Source organism: Streptacidiphilus alkalitolerans, assembly GCF_042511045.1.
Taxonomy (GTDB): Bacteria; Actinomycetota; Actinomycetes; order Streptomycetales; family Streptomycetaceae; genus Streptacidiphilus; species Streptacidiphilus alkalitolerans.
This window is the reverse complement of sequence record NZ_JBHEZX010000012.1, coordinates 196,920-216,113: the sequence shown is the minus strand read 5'-3', so window position 1 is coordinate 216,113 and position 19,194 is coordinate 196,920. Positions and strand designations below refer to the sequence as shown.

General features: G+C 73.4%; 15 protein-coding genes and 1 pseudogene. 2 read left to right on the top strand and 14 right to left on the bottom strand.

Annotated features, from left to right (window positions below; genetic code table 11):
• Nucleotides 1–4 precede the first annotated feature (4 nt).
• From ACEZDG_RS25895 to ACEZDG_RS25865, 7 genes and pseudogenes are all read right to left on the bottom strand, one after another.
• Nucleotides 5–1,153 carry an acyl-CoA dehydrogenase family protein gene (locus tag ACEZDG_RS25895; protein WP_380513641.1) on the bottom strand — a complete coding sequence of 383 codons (1,149 nt, stop codon included), beginning with the start codon at nt 1,151–1,153 and terminating at the stop codon, nt 5–7.
• Nucleotides 1,154–1,242: 89 nt separating this feature from the next.
• The gene (locus tag ACEZDG_RS25890; RefSeq protein ID WP_380513639.1) at nt 1,243–1,737 is read right to left on the bottom strand and encodes a hypothetical protein; all 495 of its coding nucleotides are present in this window, start codon (nt 1,735–1,737) and stop codon (nt 1,243–1,245) included.
• 478 nt (nt 1,738–2,215) lie between these two features.
• Nucleotides 2,216–2,452: a DUF397 domain-containing protein gene (locus ACEZDG_RS25885; protein ID WP_380513699.1), complete on the bottom strand. Its 237-nt coding sequence runs from the start codon at nt 2,450–2,452 to the stop codon at nt 2,216–2,218.
• A gap of 135 nt (nt 2,453–2,587) precedes the next feature.
• Complete coding sequence (locus ACEZDG_RS25880) at nt 2,588–3,751, bottom strand: thiolase domain-containing protein (protein ID WP_380513637.1); 1,164 nt, start codon at nt 3,749–3,751, stop codon at nt 2,588–2,590.
• 2 nt (nt 3,752–3,753) lie between these two features.
• On the bottom strand, nt 3,754–4,824 hold the full coding sequence (locus ACEZDG_RS25875) for a thiolase domain-containing protein (protein WP_380513635.1): 1,071 nt from the start codon (nt 4,822–4,824) through the stop codon (nt 3,754–3,756).
• Between the two features lie 2 nt (nt 4,825–4,826).
• Nucleotides 4,827–5,839, bottom strand: a pseudogene (locus ACEZDG_RS25870) (Zn-ribbon domain-containing OB-fold protein).
• 28 nt (nt 5,840–5,867) lie between these two features.
• Nucleotides 5,868–6,677 (bottom strand): crotonase/enoyl-CoA hydratase family protein, encoded by an 810-nt coding sequence (locus ACEZDG_RS25865; protein ID WP_380513633.1) that lies wholly within the window; start codon nt 6,675–6,677, stop codon nt 5,868–5,870.
• 119 nt (nt 6,678–6,796) lie between these two features.
• On the opposite strand from ACEZDG_RS25865, the gene ACEZDG_RS25860 reads away from it, so the two are divergent.
• Nucleotides 6,797–8,431: an acyl-CoA synthetase gene (locus ACEZDG_RS25860; protein WP_380513631.1), complete on the top strand. Its 1,635-nt coding sequence runs from the start codon at nt 6,797–6,799 to the stop codon at nt 8,429–8,431.
• A 7-nt stretch (nt 8,432–8,438) separates the two neighbouring features.
• Here ACEZDG_RS25860 and ACEZDG_RS25855 read toward each other — a convergent pair whose 3' ends face one another.
• Nucleotides 8,439–9,587, bottom strand: coding sequence for a DUF2332 domain-containing protein (locus tag ACEZDG_RS25855; protein WP_380513629.1), 1,149 nt, complete (start codon nt 9,585–9,587; stop codon nt 8,439–8,441).
• Nucleotides 9,588–9,840: 253 nt separating this feature from the next.
• On the opposite strand from ACEZDG_RS25855, the gene ACEZDG_RS25850 reads away from it, so the two are divergent.
• Nucleotides 9,841–10,374 carry a DUF2087 domain-containing protein gene (locus ACEZDG_RS25850; RefSeq protein WP_380513627.1) on the top strand — a complete coding sequence of 178 codons (534 nt, stop codon included), beginning with the start codon at nt 9,841–9,843 and terminating at the stop codon, nt 10,372–10,374.
• Between the two features lie 95 nt (nt 10,375–10,469).
• On the opposite strand, the gene ACEZDG_RS25845 is transcribed toward ACEZDG_RS25850, so the two are convergent.
• The 6 genes from ACEZDG_RS25845 to rhaI form a co-directional block, all read right to left on the bottom strand.
• A complete protein-coding gene (locus ACEZDG_RS25845) occupies nt 10,470–12,029 on the bottom strand; it encodes an acyl-CoA synthetase (RefSeq protein ID WP_380513625.1) in 1,560 nt (519 codons plus the stop codon).
• Nucleotides 12,026–13,171, bottom strand: a complete 1,146-nt coding sequence (locus ACEZDG_RS25840) for an NAD(P)H-dependent flavin oxidoreductase (RefSeq protein WP_380513623.1) — start codon at nt 13,169–13,171, stop codon at nt 12,026–12,028. Before ACEZDG_RS25840 ends, ACEZDG_RS25845 begins: the two co-directional genes overlap by 4 nt.
• 55 nt (nt 13,172–13,226) lie before the next feature.
• Nucleotides 13,227–14,243: a serine/threonine-protein kinase gene (locus tag ACEZDG_RS25835; RefSeq protein ID WP_380513621.1), complete on the bottom strand. Its 1,017-nt coding sequence runs from the start codon at nt 14,241–14,243 to the stop codon at nt 13,227–13,229.
• A gap of 138 nt (nt 14,244–14,381) precedes the next feature.
• Nucleotides 14,382–15,863 carry a rhamnulokinase gene (locus ACEZDG_RS25830; RefSeq protein ID WP_380513619.1) on the bottom strand — a complete coding sequence of 494 codons (1,482 nt, stop codon included), beginning with the start codon at nt 15,861–15,863 and terminating at the stop codon, nt 14,382–14,384.
• 61 nt (nt 15,864–15,924) lie between these two features.
• Entirely contained in the window at nt 15,925–17,970 is a 2,046-nt protein-coding gene (locus tag ACEZDG_RS25825; RefSeq protein ID WP_380513617.1) for a bifunctional aldolase/short-chain dehydrogenase, read from the bottom strand.
• Nucleotides 17,971–18,019: 49 nt separating this feature from the next.
• Nucleotides 18,020–19,186, bottom strand: coding sequence for an L-rhamnose isomerase (gene rhaI / locus ACEZDG_RS25820; protein ID WP_380513614.1), 1,167 nt, complete (start codon nt 19,184–19,186; stop codon nt 18,020–18,022).
• Between the last annotated feature and the right edge of the window lie 8 nt (nt 19,187–19,194).

Below are 19,194 nucleotides of genomic sequence, written 5' to 3'. Positions count from 1 at the left end.
TTGTTCAGGCGCCGTTCGCCCGGCGTCCGCCGCGGAGCAGGGCCAGCCGTCCGGCCTCGGCCAGCAGGTCCTGGGTGCCGGCGCCGTGCCCGCGGGCGTGCTGCACATCGCGGAAGTGGCGCTCCAGCGGGTGCGCCCGGCTCAGCCCGGCGCTGCCGCTGAGCGCCACCGCCTGCTCCACCGCGCCGATCGCGGCGCGGGTGGCGACGATCCGGGCGGCGGCGGTCCTGGCCGGTCCTTCGGGGTCGCCCTCGTCGATCCGGCGGGCCAGCGAGTGCAGCAGTTCCTCCGCGGTGACCAGGTCGACCTCGATCCCGCCCAGGGCGGCGTGGAGCCGGCCGTCCTGCGGGCCCGGCCGGAGCGCGGCGAGCAGCCAGTCCCTGGCGGCGCGGGCGACCCCGAGGTGGACCGCGGGCAGGGCCAGGTCCAGCCAGGACCGGTCCAGCACCGGCGCCGAGGTGTGCACCACGGCCTCCGGGCCGACCAGCACGTCGTCGAACAGCACGTCGTGGCTGGCGGTGGCGCGCAGGCCGAGCTGGTCCCAGGTGGGCTCGATCTGCACCCCGGGGGCGTCGCCCTGGACCAGGAACAGCGCGGTCTGCCCCGGCTCCTCGCCGGTGCGGGCGGAGACCACCATCCAGGCCAGGGCCTCGGCGCCGGCCACCCGCGGGGCGCGGCCGGTCAGCCGCCAGTCCTGGCCGTCCCGGCGCGCGGTGGTCTCCGCCGCCGGGGCGGCCGGGCCCGCCGGGGCCGGGGAGGCTCGGTGGTCGTCGGGGCCGAGCACGCCGATCAGGGCCGGGCCGCGCACCGAGTCGGCGAGCAGGTCCGCGTAGACCGCCTCGGGCCAGTACGGGGCCAGCGCCTGCTGGGCGTGGGTGAGCAGGGTGAGCGCGCCGACCAGCGCGACCGAGGGGTCGCCCCGGCCCAGCTCGGTGAGCACCCGGACGGTGTCGGCCAGGCCGCAGCCGGCCCCGCCGTACCGCTCGGAGACGGTCAGGGTGAGCAGTCCGGCCTCGTGCACGGCCTCGATGCCCTGGTAAGGGAAGCAGGCGTCGCGGTCGTGCTCCTCGGCCCGGGCGGCGAGCAGGTCCACCACCCGGGGCAGCCCGGCGAGCGCGTCGGCGAGGGCGGGGTGGCGGGCGGCGGTCGTCATCGGCGGCGGGGACGCTCGGGGCGGGGCATGAACGGAATGTACGAAGTCACGCGTGCGGCCGTCAACAAAGGCTCTGTGCCCGAAAACCTCTATGCCTGGAACATCTCCGCAGGCAGAGGCTTCAGCAGCTTGTAGAGATCGTCGGTGATCGGGCGGTCCCAGGTGGTCACCGTGACCTGGATCCCGTCGCTGCGGCCGAACTGCACGCAGGACACCCGGCTCTCCGAGAGCTTGACCTTCTTCACGATCAGCAGGTCGTCGCCGAGCATCACCGGGAAGTCCTCGGTGTCGACCACGCCGACCGGCTCGTCATTGCCGATGGCCGCGAGCAGTTGGCGGACCTCGAACGGCACGCCGTCCTCCGGCTCGCGGGCCGGCGAGCCCTCGCAGAGGTTGCCGATCAGCATCGAGGGGCCGCGGCCGGCCAGCAGGTCGTAGCGCAGGAAGATTCCCTGACAGCTGCCGTCCTCGGGGTCGGCCAGCAGCGCGGCGCCGAAGTCGCCGGGCCAGTCGCCGGGGTCCATCGCGAGAACGTCGAAATCCGGACCTGCCGGTGTGCCGGAACGGCGGCGAAGGAAAGCCATGGGGACATCGTACGTGGCACTGCTGCGACAGTGGACCCGGGCTGCTCCGCACGCGATCGAGGCCGGGCCGCCCTGGCATTTCCGGACATGCGGGGACCTTGGTTGACGGATTGACAGTTGACTCACCCATCACGTTCCGATTACGGTCAGCGACATGGGGAGATCAGTACGACTTGTTCGCCGGGGTCTTGTGGACCTTCAGTGCGTTGCGTCCGTCCGTTGTCCGTGAAGTCCACCGGTCAAGGTCAATTCCACTGAGGCACACTGTCCAGTGTTCCGTTGTTCATTGTCGAGTGTTTTCCTATTCACCAAGCACGCCCGCGGATCGCAGCACCGGCCGACCAGGCCGTGCTGTCCGGCGGGCGGGTCCGTCACCTCGCCGCGTGGGGGTGTGCGAGAGACGGGCCGTAGGATGCGCCGTGTCGGCCCCGTGGGGGTGGCCGGCGCGGCGCATCCTTTCCCTTACATCTCTGACGACTCAGGTGAGGTCGAATTCCCCGTCGCGGGCGCCGAGCACAAAGGCCCGCCACTCCGCCGGGGTGAAGATGAGCACGGGACCCTCCGGGCTGCGCCCGTCCCGCATGGCGATGTAGCCCTCGACGAAGGCGATCTGGACATCGCCCACCCCGTTGCTGCTGGACAGCCACTCGGCCTCGGCGAGGTCGAGTTGCGGCTTCTTCCCGTCAGATCCCTCATCGAGCAGACTGCGCTGGATGAGGACGCCGGCCCCCGCACTGTCACCAAAGAATGCGTCGCTTGCCACGTCGTGATCCTCCCGTCATCGTCTTGCCACTGTAACTTCCGGCAACGGGCCTAGAGGAGGGCTTTGACCGGATCCACCCGCATGGATTCACCGGTCCGACGGTTCGCTGCCGACCAGCCACAGGGCGAAGAACTGGGCCCCGCCGCCGTAGGCGTGGCCGAGGGCCAGCCGGGCGCCGTCGATCTGGTGCTCACCGGCACGTCCGCGCACTTGGAGCGCCGCCTCGGCGAAGCGGATCATGCCGGAGGCGCCGATCGGATTGCTGGACAGCACCCCGCCGGAGGGGTTGACCGGGAGGTCCCCGTCCATCGCGGTGACCCCGGCCTCGACCAGCTTCCAGCCCTCCCCCTCGTCCGCGAAGCCCAGGTTCTCCAGCCACATCGGCTCGTACCAGGAGAACGGGACGTACATCTCGACCACGTCGATCTGCCGCCTCGGGTCGACCACTCCGGCCTGGTGGTAGACGTCGGCGGCGCAGTCCCGGCCGGCCTGCGGGCTGACGTAGTCCTTGCCGGCGAAGATGGTCGGCTCGCTGCGCATCGCCCCGCCGTGCACCCAGGCCGGGCGGTGCGGGGCCCGGGCCGCGCCGCGCTTCCCGGTGAGCACCATGGCGCAGGCGCCGTCCGAGGAGGGGCAGGTCTCCGAGTAGCGGATCGGGTCCCAGAGCATCGGCGCCGCCCTGACCTTCTCCAGCGTCAGATCCTGCTCGTGCAGGTGGGCGTAGGGGTTCTTCAGGGCGTTGCGGCGGTCCTTGAAGGCCACCAGCGAGCCGATGTGGTCCGGGGCCCCGGTACGGCGCATGTAGGCGCGCACATGGGGCGCGAAGAAGCCGCCCGCGCCCGCGGTCAGCGGCGCCTGGAACGGCACCGGCAGCGACAGCCCCCACATCGCGTTGGACTCCGACTGCTTCTCGAAGGCCACGGTCAGCACCGTGCCGTGCACCCGGGCCGCCACCAGGTTGGCGGCGACCAGCGCGGTGGAGCCGCCGACCGACCCGGCGGTGTGCACCCGCAGCATCGGCTTGCCGACCGCGCCCAGCGCGTCCGCGAGGTAGAGCTCGGGCATCATCACCCCCTCGAAGAAGTCGGGTGCCTTGCCGATGACCACCGCGTCGATGTCGGCCCAGGTCAGCTCGGCGTCCTCGAGCGCGCGGACGGCGGCCTCGCGGACCAGCCCGGCGATGGAGACGTCCTGACGGGCCGCCACGTGCCGGGTCTGGCCGATGCCGACGACAGCCACGGGTTCACTCATGCTCACTGCTCTCCCTCCAGAACGGCCACCAGGTTCTGCTGCAGGCAGGGGCCCGAGGTGGCATGGGCCAGGGCCCGCCGCGACTCGCCGCGGTGGATCCCGGCGGCGGCCTCGCCGATCCGGATCAGCCCGGCGGCCATCATCGGGTTGGCGGCCAGCGGACCGCCGGACGGGTTGACCCGGACCGGGTCGTCCAGCTCCAGCGCCCGGCGCAGGATCAGTTCCTGCCCGGTGAACGGCGCGTGGAGTTCGGCGGTGTCGACCGGTGCGTCGAAGAGCCCGGCCCGGGTGGCGGCGAGCCGGGTGGACGGGGACGTGGTGAGATCCCTCACACCGGGCTGGTGCGCCTCGATCCGGTGGTCGATGCCCCGGATCCAGGCCGGCCGGGGGTGCAGCGCCCGGGCGGCGTCGCCGACGGCGAGGACCACCGCGGCGGCCCCGTCGCTGATCGGCGGGCAGTCGTGCCGGCGCAGCGGCTGTACCTCGTAGGGCCGGCCCAGCAGTTCCTCGACGTCCGCGCTGCCGCGCAGCTGGGCGTGCGGATTGGCCTCGGCGGCGCGGCGGGAGCGGACCGCGGTGGCGGCCAGGGCCCGCTCGTCGGTGAGCCCGGCGTCGATCAGCGCCTGGGTCTGCAGCGCGGCCAGCGCCACCGCGTCCGGCCAGAGCGGGGCCAGCGTGTAGGGGTCGAGCTGACGGGTCAGCACATCGCGGACGCTGCCCGGCGAGGACTTGCCGTAGGAGTACACCAGCGCGGTGTCGGCCTGCCCGGTGCGCAGCTTGACCCAGGCCTCGTAGAGGGCCCAGGCGCCGTCCATCTCCACATGGGACTCGGAGATCGGCGGCCAGGCGCCGACCCCGTCCAGGGTCATGGTGAAGGAGAAGGCCCGGCCGGCCAGGTAGTCGCTGCTGCCGGAGCAGGTGAAGCCGAGCTGTTCGGTGGTCAGACCCGTCTGCTTGAGCACGTCGTGCAGCACCGGCAGCACCAGCTCCAGTTCGGAGAGCTGGTCGGTGCTGCGCCGGTGGCTGGTCTGGGAGAAGGCGACGACGGCGATGTCCCGGCTGTCGTTCGGCATGGCTACATCCACCTCCGGTAGCTCTCGGGGTCGGCGTCGGGTTCGCCGGTGGGACGGAAGTGGCTGATCGCGGCGAGGCTGGGCCGGACCTCCTGGCCCTCGGGGCCGCTCTGCTCGCGCCAGACCGGCTCCACCCGCTGGCCGACGTGCACCTGGTCGTGCGGGATGCCGCCGACCCGGGCGTGCAGCCCCACGTGGGCCCCGTCGATCAGCACATAGGCGTAGCAGTAGGGGACCTCCACATCGAGGCCGCGGGCGGCGATGTTGACGATGCAGAAGGTGGTGACCGTGCCGACGTGGGGGAGGTCGAGCTGTTCGGTGGTGGCCAGGCCGCAGGTGGGGCAGACGCCCCTGGCCGGGATGTAGACCCGGGTGCAGACCGAGCAGCGCTCGGCCAGCAGCCGCCGCTCGGTGAGCGCGTTGAGGAAGCGGGACTGCGCCGCGCCGGGGGTGTAGGTGTAGTCCAGCCGGGCCGGGATGGTGACCCTGCTGACCGGCTCGGCCCCGGCCAGGGCCGGAATGGCGGCCAGCAGCTCGGCGGTGGTGGTCATCGCGCGGCCTCCTCGGTGAGCGGCTCGAAGCAGGCGATGTCGGTGATGGCGCCGCTGCGCTGCTCGGCCCAGCGGACCCGGACCCGGAGCCCGGTGCGGACGGCGTGCGGGTCGCCGCTGTCCGGCGCGGGCGCGTCCAGGACGTGCAGCAGGGCGGTGTCCGCGCCGTCCAGCCGGACCAGCACCCAGGCGAACGGGGTGGCCAGCGGCTGGGAGCGGCGCGGGGCCGGGCTCCAGGCCCAGGTGGTCACCGTCCCGGTGCCGGGCAGCTGCACCAGCTCGGCCAACTCCTCGGCGGTGACCGGGTCGTACTCGGCCGGCGGGCAGAGCACCCGGCCGTCGCTGCCGCGGATCCCGAGCACCACCCGTTCGCGCAGCCCGGTGAGGAAGGCGCCGATGACGGGTCCGGTGGAACGGGTGAACGGGAACTCGACGACCAGGGGTGCGCTCAGTACGTCAGGCATCTGCGGTCCTCTCCTGCGGGCGGAGCTATTAGTGGCGGAGGTAGACGGGGGTCCGGTGCTCGGCGAAGGCGCGGGGGCCCTCCTTGGCGTCCTCGGTGGCGAAGACCGGCCAGCCGATCTCCAGCTCCCGGGCCAGCCCCTCCTCCTCGCTGAGCCCCGCGGTCTCGTAGACCGAGCGCTTGACCGCCTCGACCGCGAGCGGCGCGGCCTCGTTGACGGCCTCGGCGAGCTCCAGCGCGCGCTTCAGCGCCGTCCCGTCCGGGACCACGCTGCCGACCAGGCCGGTCGCCGCGGCCTCGGCGGCGGAGTAGCGGCGGCCGGTGAGCAGCATCTCCAGGGCGTGGGTGCGCGGGATCTGACGCTGCAGCCGGACCGTGGAGCCGCCGATCGGAAAGAGCCCGCGGCGCACCTCGAACAGGCCGAAGCTGGCCGACTCGGCGGCCACCCGGATGTCGGTGCCCTGCAGGATCTCGGTCCCCCCGGCCACGCAGACCCCCTCGACCGCGGCGATCACCGGTTTGCGCGGCCGGTGGTGCCGCAGCATCGCCTTCCAGTGCAGGTCGGGATCGGCGGCCAGCCGGGCCCGGTGGGGGTCGTCCTCGGCGAAGCCGCCGCCGCCGCGGGCCAGGGCCTTGAGGTCCATGCCCGCACAGAAGGCGCCGCCGGCGCCGGTGAGGACGACCGAGCGGATGCCGTCGTCGGCGTCCGCCTCCAGCCAGGCGTCGTACAGCCCGACCAGCATGGGTATGGAGAACGCGTTCTTGGCCTCGGGCCGGTTCAGGGTGAGCACCAGGGTCGGTCCGTGCCGTTCTGTCAGCAGATGTTCGGTGCCACTCATGCGCGGACCCCTCTTTTTTGACGCACCGTCAGATCTAGAACAGGTTGCAGTCTCCTGCCATGCTTTTCAAGGGCGTCACCACTCTGGAGTTCTCCGCCCGGCGCTCCTACTCTCCGCGCATGGAATTCAACCTGGCCGATCTGTTCGAGCAAGCGGTTGACCACTTCCCCGGGCGCGAGGCGGTCGCCTGCGCCCGCGCCGACGAGCCCACCGTCCAGCGGCGCACCTTCGCCGAGCTGGACGAACGGGCCAACCGACTGGCGCACCACCTCCAGGAGGCCGGCGTCGGCCCCGGCGACCGGGTCGGCGTCTACGCGCTCAACCGCGCCGAGTGGGTGGAGTCGCTGCTGGCGATCTGCAAGATCCGCGCGGTCTGCGTCAACGTCAACTACCGCTACGTAGCCGACGAGTTGACCTACCTGCTGGGGATGGCCGAGCCCAGCGCGCTGATCTACCAGGAACGCTGGGCCCCCGAGGTGGCCGCGGTGCTGCCCGGGCTGCCGGGGCTGCGGCACCTGCTGGTGATCGAGGACGGCAGCGGCGCCGACCCCGCCGCGCCCCGGCTGCCGGCCGTCCCGTACGAGAAGGCGGTGGCCTCCGGCGGGCCGCGGCGGGACTTCGCGCCGCGCTCCCCCGACGACCACTACCTGCTGTTCACCGGCGGCACGACCGGGCTGCCCAAGGGTGTGGTCTGGCGCCAGGAGGACGTCTTCTTCGCGCTCGGCGGCGGCATCGACGTCACCAACGGCCACCGGATGGCGACGCCCGAGGAGATCGTCGGCACCGCCTACGACAACCAGCTGACCTTCTTCCCGATCGCCCCGCTGATGCACGGCGCCACCCAGTGGGGCCTGATGCAGCAGCTGTTCCGGGGGAACCGGGCGGTGCTGCTGGACCGGTTCGACGCCCGCCGGGTGTGGGAGCTGACCGCCTCGGAGAAGGTCAACCTGGTGATGATCACCGGGGACGCGATGGGCCGGCCGCTGATCGAGGAGCTCGACTCCCCCGACGGCCCCGCCTACGACCTCGGCGCCTTCTTCGGCCTGGTCAGCAGCGCGGCGCTGTTCTCCGGCTCGGTGAAGCAGCGCTTCCTGGACCGCTTCCCCACCCTCTACCTCAGCGACGCCATCGGCTCCTCCGAGGGCGGCGCGGGCGGCATCAGCCAGTACAGCAACGGGGCGGCCGACCGGGGCGGCACGGGCGGAGTCACCACCACCGCGATCGGCGACTCCGACGTACTGGACGAGGACCTCAACCCGCTGCCGGCCGGGGTGGTCGGACGGCTGGCCCGGCGCGGCAACATCCCGCTGCGCTACCTGGGCGACCCGGTCAAGAGCGCGGAGGTGTTCCGCACCGCCGCCGACGGCACCCGCTACGCCGTCCCCGGCGACTGGGCCCGGCGCGAGGAGGACGGCCGGATCACCCTGCTGGGGCGTGGCTCGTCCTGCATCAACTCCGGCGGGGAGAAGATCTTCCCGGAGGAGGTCGAGTCGGTGATCAAGGCCCATCCCGCCGTCTACGACACGGTGGTGGTGGGCGCGGCCGACGAACGCTGGGGCGAGACCGTGGTGGCCCTGGTCCAGGCCCGCGCGGGCGCGGCCGAGTTGACGCTGCAGCAGCTGCAGGAGCACTGCCGGGCGCATCTGGCCCGCTACAAGGTCCCGCGCCGGCTGCACCTGGTCGCCGAGGTCCGCCGCACCCCGACCGGCAAGCCGGACATGCGCTGGGCCCAGGAACTGGTCGCCGTCGAGTGACCGTCCGTCAGACCGCCCTGGCCGGAAGGCCGTGCGGCGAGGCCTCGGCCAACACCTCTCGCTTGCCCATGCCCTGACGGACGGTCAGTCGGAACGGGAACCGCTCGCCGTCGCGTTCCGGCTCGAAGGCGATGTGGACGAAGGGCGCCTCCGCTGTGCCGGCCGCCGCCAGCCGCGCCAACTCCCGTTCCACCTGCGCCCATTCCTCGGCCGGGACGTACTGGCGCATGACCGAGTGCCACACCGCGGTCAGCGTGCCGGGCCGGGTGTCGATCCCGGCGAGGAACTCCGCCGCGCCCACCGGCCGTACTGTGGACGGCAGTTCGGCGGCCAGCCGGAGCGCCCCGGCCAGCCTGGCGTGCCTGGCCGCCTGGTCCGGCCAGACATAGGCGCGCAGGGCGAGCGAGCCGGTCGCCGAGAGCGGGTCGATCGGGCTGGGGTCGCAGCCCTCGCGCTCGATCACGGCCAGTTCCGGATGCGCGGCGGCGGCCTCGGTCAGCCAGGCGGGCGGAGCGCCCTTCCAGGCGGTCCCGAGCAGCACCGGTGAGTCCACCGGGCCCCAGCCGTACCCGTCCGCATCGACGGTGTAGCGGAAGCGCTCCGGGCGGAGGTTGAGCCCGGAGCTGGCACCGAGCTCGAACAGCCGGACCGGCAGCGGCGAGCTCTGCGAAGCCCGGAGCAGGCCGGTGATCAGCAGGTTCGCCCGGCCGACCTCATTGGTCTGCGGCGGGCGCGTCATCCACTCCCGCACCCGGGGCAGCTCGGCGGCGACGGCCGCCCGGAACGCCTGCCAGCAGGCCCCCTCCTCCCCCGGCCCTGGCGCGCTACCGCCGACCGAGGGGTAGTAGCCGGCGAGGGCGGGTGAGCGCCCGGTCAGCACCAGCGCGTGGACGCCGCCGGCGAGGCGCAGCGCGATGGCGTCCGGGCCCGGCGCGTCCTCGTATCCGGCGACGGCATCGGCGCAGGGGCCGCCGGCCCTGATGTCGTCGGCGGCGCGGGCGAGCAGGACGCCGTAGAGGCCGGAGCCGAGCGCGTCGCAGGCCCGGGCCTGCACCTCGAACATCCGCGCGGCACGTTCCCGCGACGGCGGCAGGGCGGGCGCGGGCTCGGCGGGCGCGGGCTCGGCGGGCGGTGCAGCGGACGGTTCGGCGGGCATGCGGCGGCTCCTCGACACGGTCGGAAACTGATCATTCCCGCTCGCCGGGACCCCGCACACCCGCCACCCGCGTGAGCTGCCTCACCGGCTCAGCGCGTGTCGGCGCGGCTGAGCGTGCTCCGGATCGCCAGGACCCCCACCCCGGCACCGGCCGCCGCTGGTTCCACGTCGGGGCCGGTGATATTCCGGTGCGCGGGCAGCCATGGCCGGAATAGCGTGGGAGGGTTCCCGCTCACCGAAAGGGCCCCGTCCCATGTCCCAGCTCGCCAGCCTCGCTCCGATCGCCTCCGCGCTCTCCGATCCGGCCAGGCTGCGCCTCTACGCGCAGCTCGTCCTGGCCGGGGAGAGCGGTTTCGACACCGCCGACCTGAACGGCGGCACCGGACGGCTGCTGGCCCGGCTGGCGCAGGCCGGGCTGGTCGAGCTCACGGCCGAGGGAAGCCGGGCGGTGGCCCGCGAGCAGGTCTTCGCCGACGCGCTGCGCCCGGACCAGGACGCCGCCGACGACGCGGACGCCGAGGCCGCCAAGCTGTTCAAGGACGGCCGGATCACCGAGATGCCGGTGCGGCCCGCCCGGCGCCAGGCGCTGCTGGAGTACCTGACCCGCCGGGCCTTCGAACCCGGCGTCAGCTACGGCGAGCCCGAGGTCAACATCGCGCTGCGGCAGTACTGGGACGACACCTCCGCGCTGCGGCGCTACCTGGTGGACGCCCGGCTGCTGACCCGCTCGGCGGACGGCCGCAGCTACCGCGTCGCCGCTGCGCTCGGCGAGGGTCTGCCCGGCTGATCTTCGCGGCTGCGACACCGTGCGGCTCCGCCGCGTGGGCGCACGCCGTCCGTCGCCGGGCAAGGAGGGCGGCCGGACAGACCCTGGGATCCGGGCTAGACCTGCCGGGTGCGGCCCTCCCAGTAGGGCTCGCGGAGCCGCCGCTTGTAGAGCTTGCCGTTGGGGTCGCGGGGCAGTTCGGCGACGAAGTCGATCGAGCGCGGGCACTTGTACTTGGCCAGCTGCCGTTCGCAGTGGGCCAGGATGTCCGCCGCCAGCCCGTCCCCGGGCTCGAACCCGGCGGCGGGCTCGATCACCGCCTTCACCTGCTCGCCCCAGTCGTCGTGCGGGATGCCGAAGGCGGCGGCGTCGGCGACGGCGGGGTGGGCCAGCAGGGCCGACTCGATCTCGGCGGGGTAGATGTTGACGCCGCCCGAGATGATCATGTCGATCTTGCGGTCGCGCAGGTAGAGGTAGCCGTCGGCGTCCAGCAGTCCCAGGTCGCCGACGGTGAAGAAGTCGCCGACCCGGTTCTGCCGGGTCTTGCCCTCGTCCTTGTGGTAGCTGAAGCCGCCGGTGTTCATCTTCATGTAGACGGTGCCCAACTCCCCGGCCGGGAGCGGCTGCCCCGCGTCGTCCAGCACCGCGACCTCGCTGATCGGCCAGGGCCTGCCGACCGTGCCCGGGCGCTCCAGCCACTCCGCCGCGGTGGCGAAGGTGCCGCCGCCCTCGCTGGCGGCGTAGTACTCCTCGACGCACTCGCCCCACCAGGCGATCATGGCCCGCTTGACGTGGTCCGGGCAGGGGGCCGCGCCGTGGATGGCATGCCGCATCGAGGACACGTCGTAGCGGGCCCGGACGTCCTCCGGCAGCGCCAGCAGCCGGTGGAACTGGGTCGGCACCATATGGGTGTGGGTGACCCGGTGACGGTCGATCAGCCGCAGCATCTCCTCCGGCGTCCAACGGTCCATCAGCACCACCAGATGGCCCAGGTGCAGCGATGCGGCGGCGAACTGGAGCACGGCAGTGTGGTAGAGCGGCGAGCAGACCAGGTGGACGTTGCCACCGCCCGGCCTGATCCCGAAGATGCCGAGGAATCCGCCCAGCGGGGTCTGCTCCGGGGGCCGGCCGGGCAGCGGGCGGCGGATGCCGCGCGGGCGTCCGGTCGTCCCGGAGGTGTAGTTCATCACCCAGCCGGTGGTCCGGTCGGCGGGCACCGCGGCCGACTGGCCGGCCAGCAGCTCGGCGTACGGGCGGAAGCCCGGCAGCTCGCCGACGGCGTAGCGGCGCTCCTTGGGCAGCCCGGCCTCGTCCGCCGCCGCGGTCGACGCCTCGGCGAAGCGCTCGTGCGCGATCAGCACCTTCGCCCCGCTGTCGGAGACGATCCAGGCGATCTCCGGGCCGACCAGGTGGTGGTTCACCGGCACCAGGTAGAAGCCCGCCTGGGTCGCGGCGAGGTAGGCGGTGAACAGCTCGACGCCGTTGGGCAGGACCGCGGCGAAGGCGTCGCCCTCGGTCAGACCGGCCTCGCGCAGCCCGTGCACCAGCTGGTTGGCGGCGGCGTGCAGCCGTCCGGCGGACCAGGGGGCGCCGTCCGGGGCGATCATGGCGATCCGGTCGTAGTCGGCGCCGGCCTGGGCCCAGAACCCGGTCGGCCCGGGCGCGGTGGTGCTCATGACTGCTCTCCCTCCGTCGCGACCCTGCGGTCGGCAAAGCCTCTGCCTGCGGCGATGCGGTCCAGCCGGGCCACCGCGCGTTCGAATCCCCTGGTCAGCTCGTCCATCACGGCCGCCACCGGACGCTCCTCGGTCATCTGGCCGACGATCTGCCCGACCGGGGTGCCGATCAGCTCGGCGGTCTCATAGGTCTGGATCCTGCTCACCGCGTCGGCGACCAGCAGCCCCTGCAGCGGCATCGGCAGCGGTCCCGGGCTGTCCGGCTGCTCCCAGGCGTCGGTCCACTCGGTGCGCAGCTGGCGGGCCGGCTTCCCGGTCAGCGCCCGGGAGCGGACGGTGTCGCCGGAGCCCGCCGCGAGGAGTTTGGCGCGCAGCACCGGGGAGGCGAGCTCCGACTCGGTGACGGTCAGCCAGACCGAGCCCAGCCAGACCCCCTCCGCGCCCAGCGCGATCCCGGCGGCGGCCTGGGCGCCGGTCCCGATGCCCCCGGCCGCGAGCACCGGCAGCGGGGCGACCGCGGCCACGATCTCGGGCACCAGCACCATGGTGCCGATCTCGCCGGTGTGGCCGCCGGCCTCGTGGCCCTGGGCGATCACCAGGTCGAGGCCGGCCTCGGCGTGGTGCCGGGCGTGCCGGGCGCTGCCGGCCAGGGCGGCGACCAGCACTCCGGCCGCGTGGGCGCGTTCGACCACATCGGCCGGCGGGTGGCCCAGCGCGCTGGCGAGCAGCTTGATCGGGTGCTCCAGGGCGACGTCGACATGGGAGCGGGCCACCTCCTCCATCCAGCCGGTGATCCGCCAGCCGGCCCGCTCCCCCTCGGGCAGGTCGGGGACGCCGTAGCGGGCCAGGGTCTCCCGGACGAAGGCGCGGTGGCCCTCCGGGATCATCGCCTCGACCTGGGCCACGGTGACGTTCTCGACCTTCTTGGCCGGCATCACCACGTCCACGCCGTAGGGCAGGCCGCCGACATGGGCGTCCATCCAGTCCAGCTCCTTGGCCAGCTCCTCCGCGCTGCCGTAGCGGACCGCGCCGAGGACGCCGAGGCCGCCCGCGCGGGTGATCGCGGCGGCGACGGCGGGGAAGGGCGTGAAGCCGAAGATGGCGTGCTCGATACCGAGCCGTTCGCTGAGTTCCGTCCTCATGGAGGGCAGCATGGCGCAGCGGCCCGAAGACCGGAAGAGATTTTCTGACGGTCAATCAGATATGTTGCGGGGCCCGCTTCGGATCGGCCCAGCTGCGGGTCAGCTCGGCCACCGCGGCGGTCTCCCGGACCACCCGCACCAGCGACACCGGGATCGGGCCCATCTCCAGGGCCCAGTCCGGCAGCGGCGGGTGGAGCCGGGCGACCGCGCCGGTGCGCCCGGCCGGGTTGAGCTGGTCCAGTCGGCGCAGCACTTCGCGGGCGTCGGCCGGGCGCTGCTCCGGGTCCTTGGCCAGCAGGTCCAGGACGATGTCCTCCAGCAGCCGGGGGATCTCCGGGCGGAGTTCGCGCGGCGGCCGGGGCGGGGTGTCCCGGTGGTCCAGCAGGATCACCAGCGGATCGCCGACCGAGAACGGCGGCGTGCCGACCAGCAGCTCGTACAGCACGCAGCCGAAGGCGTAGAGGTCGCTGCGGTGGTCGACGTCGGTGCCGTCGATCTGCTCGGGGGACATGTAGTACGGCGTGCCGACCGGGAAAGCGCCGCCGCCCAGCCGCGAGGTCAGCCCGGTGTCGCCGCCGAGCCGGGCGATGCCGAAGTCGCAGATCTTGACGGTGCCGTCGTCGGTGCGGATCAGGTTGCCCGGCTTGAGGTCGCGGTGGATCACGTCGCGGGCATGGGTGTACGCGAGCGCCGAGGCGATCTGCCGGGCCGTCGACAGGGCTTCGGCCAGCGGCAGCCTGCGGTCCGGGGCGGCGTCCAGCACCGCGCCCAGGTCACTGCCGTCCAGCAGCTCCATGACCAGGTACGGGGTGCCCTCGGCCTGGCCGAAGTCATGCACCACGGTGATGCCGGAGTGCTGCAGCCCGGCCGCGAGGCGGGCCTCGCGGCGGAAGCGCTCCTGCGTCAGCTCGGCCTGGCGCGGGTTGCGGTGCGGGGTCTCGGCGCGCAGCAGCTTGACCGCGACCGGGCGGCCCAGCGCCTCGTCCTCGGCGCGCCAGACCTCCCCCATGCCACCCCTGCCCAGCAGGCCCAGCAGCCGGTAGCGGCCCTGGATCAGGGTTCCTTCTTCCACCGGCCGCCGCCCCCGTCCGTTGCGCTGTGCTCTACCTCCACAGTAGTGCCGCAGGCAGTATCGCGGGCGTTCCGGACGCACGTGCGAGCGGGTCGGCCGCAGCCGGGGCCACCCGCCCCGGCCACCGCCCCGCCCCCGTCAGCCCAGGCCCACCCGGGCCGCCGCGGCGGCCCAGGCCCGCTCGTCTCCGCGCGGGGTGTAGTGGCGCAGGTGCTGGGTGTCGGCGACCAGGCGGCGCATCGCGGCCCGGTCCTGGACCAGTCCGTGGGCCCGGGCCTGGACCAGGATGTTGCCCAGCGCGGTGGCCTCGGTCGGACCGGCCACCACCGGCAGCCCGGTGGCGTCGGCGGTGAGCTGGCACAGCAGGTCGTTGCGGCTGCCGCCGCCCACCATGTGCACCACCCGGATGTCGCGGCCGGCCAGGTCGGCGGCCTGCCGCAGGGTGTGCCGGTGGGCCAGGGCCAGGCTCTCCAGGATGCAGCGGACCACCGCGCCCTGGCTCTCCGGCGGGGCCTGCCCGGTCCTGGCGCAGTACCCGGCGATGCGGGCCGGGATGTCGCCGGGGGGAAGGAACTCCGGCGCGTCCGGGTCGACCAGCGCGGCGAACGGCCGCGCCGCCGCGGCCTGGGCCAGCAGCGCGGGCAGGTGGGCGGGTTGCCCGTTCGCCTCCCAGGTCCGCAGGCTCTCGCTGAGCAGCCACAGCCCCATGATGTTGCGCAGGAACCGGATGGTCCGGTCGATGCCCAGCTCATTGGTGAAGTTCGCGGCGCGCGAGGCCTCGGTCAGCACCGGTGCGTCGAGCTCAAGACCGGCCAGGGACCAGGTGCCGCAGGAGATGTAGGCGAAGTCCGGGCCGGTGGCCGGCACCGCGACCACCGCCGAGGCGGTGTCGTGCGAGGCCACGGCGGTGACCTGGGTCGAGGCCGGCAGGCCGGTGTACCCGGCCACCTGCGGCAGCAGCCGGCCGACCGGGTCACCGGGACGGCGCAGCGGCGGCAGCAGCGCCGGGTCGATGGCCAGCGCCGCGAGGACCGGCCCGGACCAGTCCCCGCCGCGGGTGTCGTACAGACCGGTGGTGGAGGCGTTGGTGACCTCGGCCCCGGTGCTGCCGGTGAGCCAGTGCGTGAGCAGGTCCGGGATCAGCAGCAGGGTCCCGGCCGAGGCCAGTCGGCCGGGATCCTCGGCGGCGAGCTGGAAGACCGTGTTGAACGGCAGGTGCTGCAGCCCGCTGACCTGGTACAGCTCGGCCGCGCCGACCCGGTCCCAGACCTTGCCGACCGCCTGCTCGGTCCGCGGGTCCCGGTAGTGGTACGGGTTGCCGAGCAGGGCGCCGCCCGGGTCGAGCAGCCCGTAGTCGACGGCCCAGCTGTCGATGCCCACCGAGGCGATCCCGGTGGCGTCCCTGGCCGCCGCGCGCAGCCCGTCCAGCACGCCCTGGTAGAGCGCCAGGATGTCCCAGTGCAGCGCGCCGGGGAGCTGGACCGGGGTGTTGGCGAAGCGGTGCACCTCGGCGAGGTCCAGATTGCGCGGCCCCACCCGTCCGACGATGACCCGGCCGCTGCCGGCGCCGAGGTCGGCGGCGGCGAAGGCGGTCGGAAAGGCGGAGGACGGGGCTGGCACGGGCGGTCACCTTCGGAGTCGGGAACGAGGGAACGGGGGAACCGGTCGGGGACGGAGGAGGTCAGCGCAGGAACGCCGCGGCGACCCCGGCGTCCACCGGGATGTGCAGCCCGGTGGTGTGGCTGAGGTCCCCGCCGGTCAGCGCGAAGACCGCGTTGGCCACGTGCTCGGGCAGCACCTCCCGCTTGAGCAGGGTGCGCTGGGCGTAGAAGGCGCCGAGCTCGGACTCCTCCACCCCGTAGACGGCGGCGCGCTGGGCGCCCCACCCGGCGGCGAAGATCCCCGAGCCGCGCACCACCCCGTCCGGGTTGACGCCGTTGACCCGGATCCCGTGCTCCCCCAACTCCGCTGCCAGCAGCCGGACCTGGTGCGCCTGGTCGGCCTTGGTGGCGGAGTAGGCGATGTTGTTGGGCCCGGCGAAGACCGCGTTCTTGGAGGCGATGTAGACGATGTCGCCGCCGAGGCCCTGCTCGGCCATGATCCGGGCCGCCTCGCGGGAGACCAGGAAGGAGCCGCGCGCCATGATGTCGTGCTGCAGGTCCCAGTCCCGCGCGGTGGTCTCCAACAGCGGCTTGGAGATGGAGATCCCGGCGTTGTTGACCACCAGGTCCACCCCGCCGAAGGCCAGTGCGGCGGCCCGGAACGCCTCGGCGATCTGCTCCTCGCTGGTGACGTCCACGGTCACCGCCACCGCCCGGTCGCCGCCGCCGAGTTCACCGGCCACGGCCTCCGCGCTCTCGGCGTTGAGGTCGGCGACGACCACGCAGGCGCCCTCGGCGGCCAGCCGGTGCGCGATGGCCCGGCCGATGCCCGAGCCCGCGCCGGTGACCAGGGCGACCCGGGTCGCCAGCGGCTTGGCGGCGGGCATCCGCCGCAGCTTGGCCTCCTCCAGCGCCCAGTACTCGATCCGGAACTTCTCGGCCTCGGGGATGGGGGCGTACTCGGAGACGGACTCCGCGCCGCGCATCACCTGGACGGCGTTGAGGTAGAACTCGCCGGCCACCCGGGCGGTCTGCTTGTCCTTGCCGAAGGAGAACATGCCGACCCCCGGGACCAGGACGATCGCCGGGTCGGCGCCCCTGATCGCGGGCGAGTCGGCGGTGGCGTGGCGGTCGTAGTACGCCTGGTAGTCGGCCCGGTAGGCGGTGTGCAGCTCGCGCAGCCGGGCCACCGCCTGGTCCAACGGTGCGTCGGCGGGCAGGTCCAGGACCAGCGGACGGACCTTGGTGCGCAGGAAGTGGTCCGGGCAGGAGGTGCCCAGCGCGGCCAGCCGCGGGTGCTCGGCCCGGGCCAGGAAGTCCAGCACCGGTGCGGCGTCCGAGTAGTGGCCCAGCTGCGGGTGGTCGGTGGAGGCCAGGCCGCGGACGATCGGCGCCAGCGCGGCGGCGCGCTCCCTGCGCTCGGCCCGGGGCAGCGGGGCGTAGCCGTCCAGCAGCGGGCCGAACGGCTCGGCCCGGCCGTGGGCGGCGAGATAGGCCTCGGCGGTGCGGATGATGTGGAGCGAGTTGCGCTCGGCCTCCTCGCTGCTGTCGCCCCAGGCGGTGATGCCGTGGCCGCCCAGCACGCAGCCGATCGCCTGCGGGTTCGCGGACTTGATCGCGGCGATGTCCAGGCCGAGTTGGAAGCCGGGACGGCGCCAGGGCACCCAGGCGACGGTGTCGCCGAAGCACTCCCGGGTCAGCTTCTCGCCGTCGGCGGCGGTGGCCAGGGCGATGCCCGAGTCGGGGTGCAGATGGTCCACATGGGCCGCGTCGACCAGCCCGTGCATGGCGGTGTCGATGGACGGGGCCGCTCCCCCGCGGCCGTGCAGGCAGTAGTCGAACGCGGCGACCATCTCGTCCTCGCGCTCGACCCCCGGGTAGACGTCCACCAGGGCGCGCAGCCGGTCCAGCCGCAGGGCGGCCAGGCCCGCTTCGGTGAGGGTGCCGAGGTCGCCGCCGGAGCCCTTGACCCACAGCAGGTCCACCGGCTCCCCGGTGGCCGGGTCGGTGGCCGAGCCCTTGGCGGAGGTGTTGCCCCCGGCGTAGTTGGTGTTGCGCGGATCGGAGCCCAGCCGGTTGGAGCGCGCCAGCAGGGCGGCGACCTCGGGATGCGGAAGGGAAGTCATGGTGAGCAGTCCTTAGGTGTCGAGCGCCGGACAAGGGGACGGGCCGGGCCTACGCCCCCCAGCCGGCCTGGGTGCCGCCGACGCGTTCGGCGACGATCCGTTCGGCGTAGCCGGAGCGGGCGTAGGCGCCCATCGGGTCGGGGTCGAGCCCCTGCTCCTCCCGCAGTTCGGCCAGCAGCGGCCGGACGTCGGTGTTGTAGGCGTCCATCAGCACCGCGTTCGCGCCCAGCACGTCACCGGCCGCCTGGGCGACCGCCAGTGCGTCGGTGTCGACCAGCAGCGCCTTGGCGGTGGCCTCCTGAACGTTCGTCACCGAGCGGATCTGACCCGGGATCTTGGGCTCGATGTTGTGGCACTGGTCGAGCATGAAGGCGATGTCGGAGTCCTCGGCCAGCGCCCCGGCCGTCACCACCTCGAACAGGATGCGGAACAGCTGGAACGGGTCGGCCGCCCCGACGATGAGGTCGTCGTCGGCGTAGAAGCGGGAGTTGAAGTCGAACGCGCCGAGCTTGCCGGCCCGCAGCAGGAACGCCACGATGAACTCGATGTTGGTGCCCGGAGCGTGGTGGCCGGTGTCGACGCACACCTTGGCCCGGTCGCCCAGTTGCAGGCAGTGTGCGAAGGCGGTGCCCCAGTCCGGGACGTCCATGGTGTAGAAGGCGGGCTCGAACAGCTTGTACTCCAGGATCAGCCGCTGGTCGTCGCCGAGCCGCCGGTAGACCGCGTCGAGGGCCTCGGCCAGCCGGTCCTGCCGGGCCCTGATGTTGTCCTGGCCCGGGTAGTTGGTGCCGTCGGAGAACCACAGCTTGAGGTCCCGGGAGCCGGTCTGGTCCATCACGTCCACGCAGGCGAGCAGGTGGTCCAGGGCCTTGCGGCGGATCGCCGGGTTCGGGTTGGTGACGCTGCCGAGCATGTAGTCGTCGTCCTGGAACACATTGGCGTTGACCGTGCCCAGGGTGATCCCGGCGTCCTTGGCGGCCCGGCCCAGCACCTGGAAGTCGTCCACCTGGTCCCAGGGGATGTGCAGCGCCACGGTCGGCGCCACCCCGGTGTGGGCGTGCACCCGGGCCGCGTCCGCGATCTTCTCGAACGGGTCGCGCGGGACCCCGCGCTGGGCGAAGACCTTGAACCTGGTCCCGGAGTTGCCGAACGCCCACGACGGCAGCTCGATCTTCTGCGTCCGGAGGACGCTCTTCGCTGCCTCACGATCGGCCATGGATGGAC

Coding starts and splice junctions, on each gene's coding strand:
- ACEZDG_RS25895 (WP_380513641.1), bottom strand. CDS start 1,153: ATGACGACCGCCGCCCGCCACCCCGCCCTCGCCGACGCGCTCGCCGGG.
- ACEZDG_RS25890 (WP_380513639.1), bottom strand. CDS start 1,737: ATGGCTTTCCTTCGCCGCCGTTCCGGCACACCGGCAGGTCCGGATTTC.
- ACEZDG_RS25880 (WP_380513637.1), bottom strand. CDS start 3,751: ATGAGTGAACCCGTGGCTGTCGTCGGCATCGGCCAGACCCGGCACGTG.
- ACEZDG_RS25875 (WP_380513635.1), bottom strand. CDS start 4,824: ATGCCGAACGACAGCCGGGACATCGCCGTCGTCGCCTTCTCCCAGACC.
- ACEZDG_RS25865 (WP_380513633.1), bottom strand. CDS start 6,677: ATGAGTGGCACCGAACATCTGCTGACAGAACGGCACGGACCGACCCTG.
- ACEZDG_RS25860 (WP_380513631.1), top strand. CDS start 6,797: ATGGAATTCAACCTGGCCGATCTGTTCGAGCAAGCGGTTGACCACTTC.
- ACEZDG_RS25855 (WP_380513629.1), bottom strand. CDS start 9,587: ATGCCCGCCGAACCGTCCGCTGCACCGCCCGCCGAGCCCGCGCCCGCC.
- ACEZDG_RS25850 (WP_380513627.1), top strand. CDS start 9,841: ATGTCCCAGCTCGCCAGCCTCGCTCCGATCGCCTCCGCGCTCTCCGAT.
- ACEZDG_RS25845 (WP_380513625.1), bottom strand. CDS start 12,029: ATGAGCACCACCGCGCCCGGGCCGACCGGGTTCTGGGCCCAGGCCGGC.
- ACEZDG_RS25840 (WP_380513623.1), bottom strand. CDS start 13,171: ATGAGGACGGAACTCAGCGAACGGCTCGGTATCGAGCACGCCATCTTC.
- ACEZDG_RS25825 (WP_380513617.1), bottom strand. CDS start 17,970: ATGACTTCCCTTCCGCATCCCGAGGTCGCCGCCCTGCTGGCGCGCTCC.
- rhaI (WP_380513614.1), bottom strand. CDS start 19,186: ATGGCCGATCGTGAGGCAGCGAAGAGCGTCCTCCGGACGCAGAAGATC.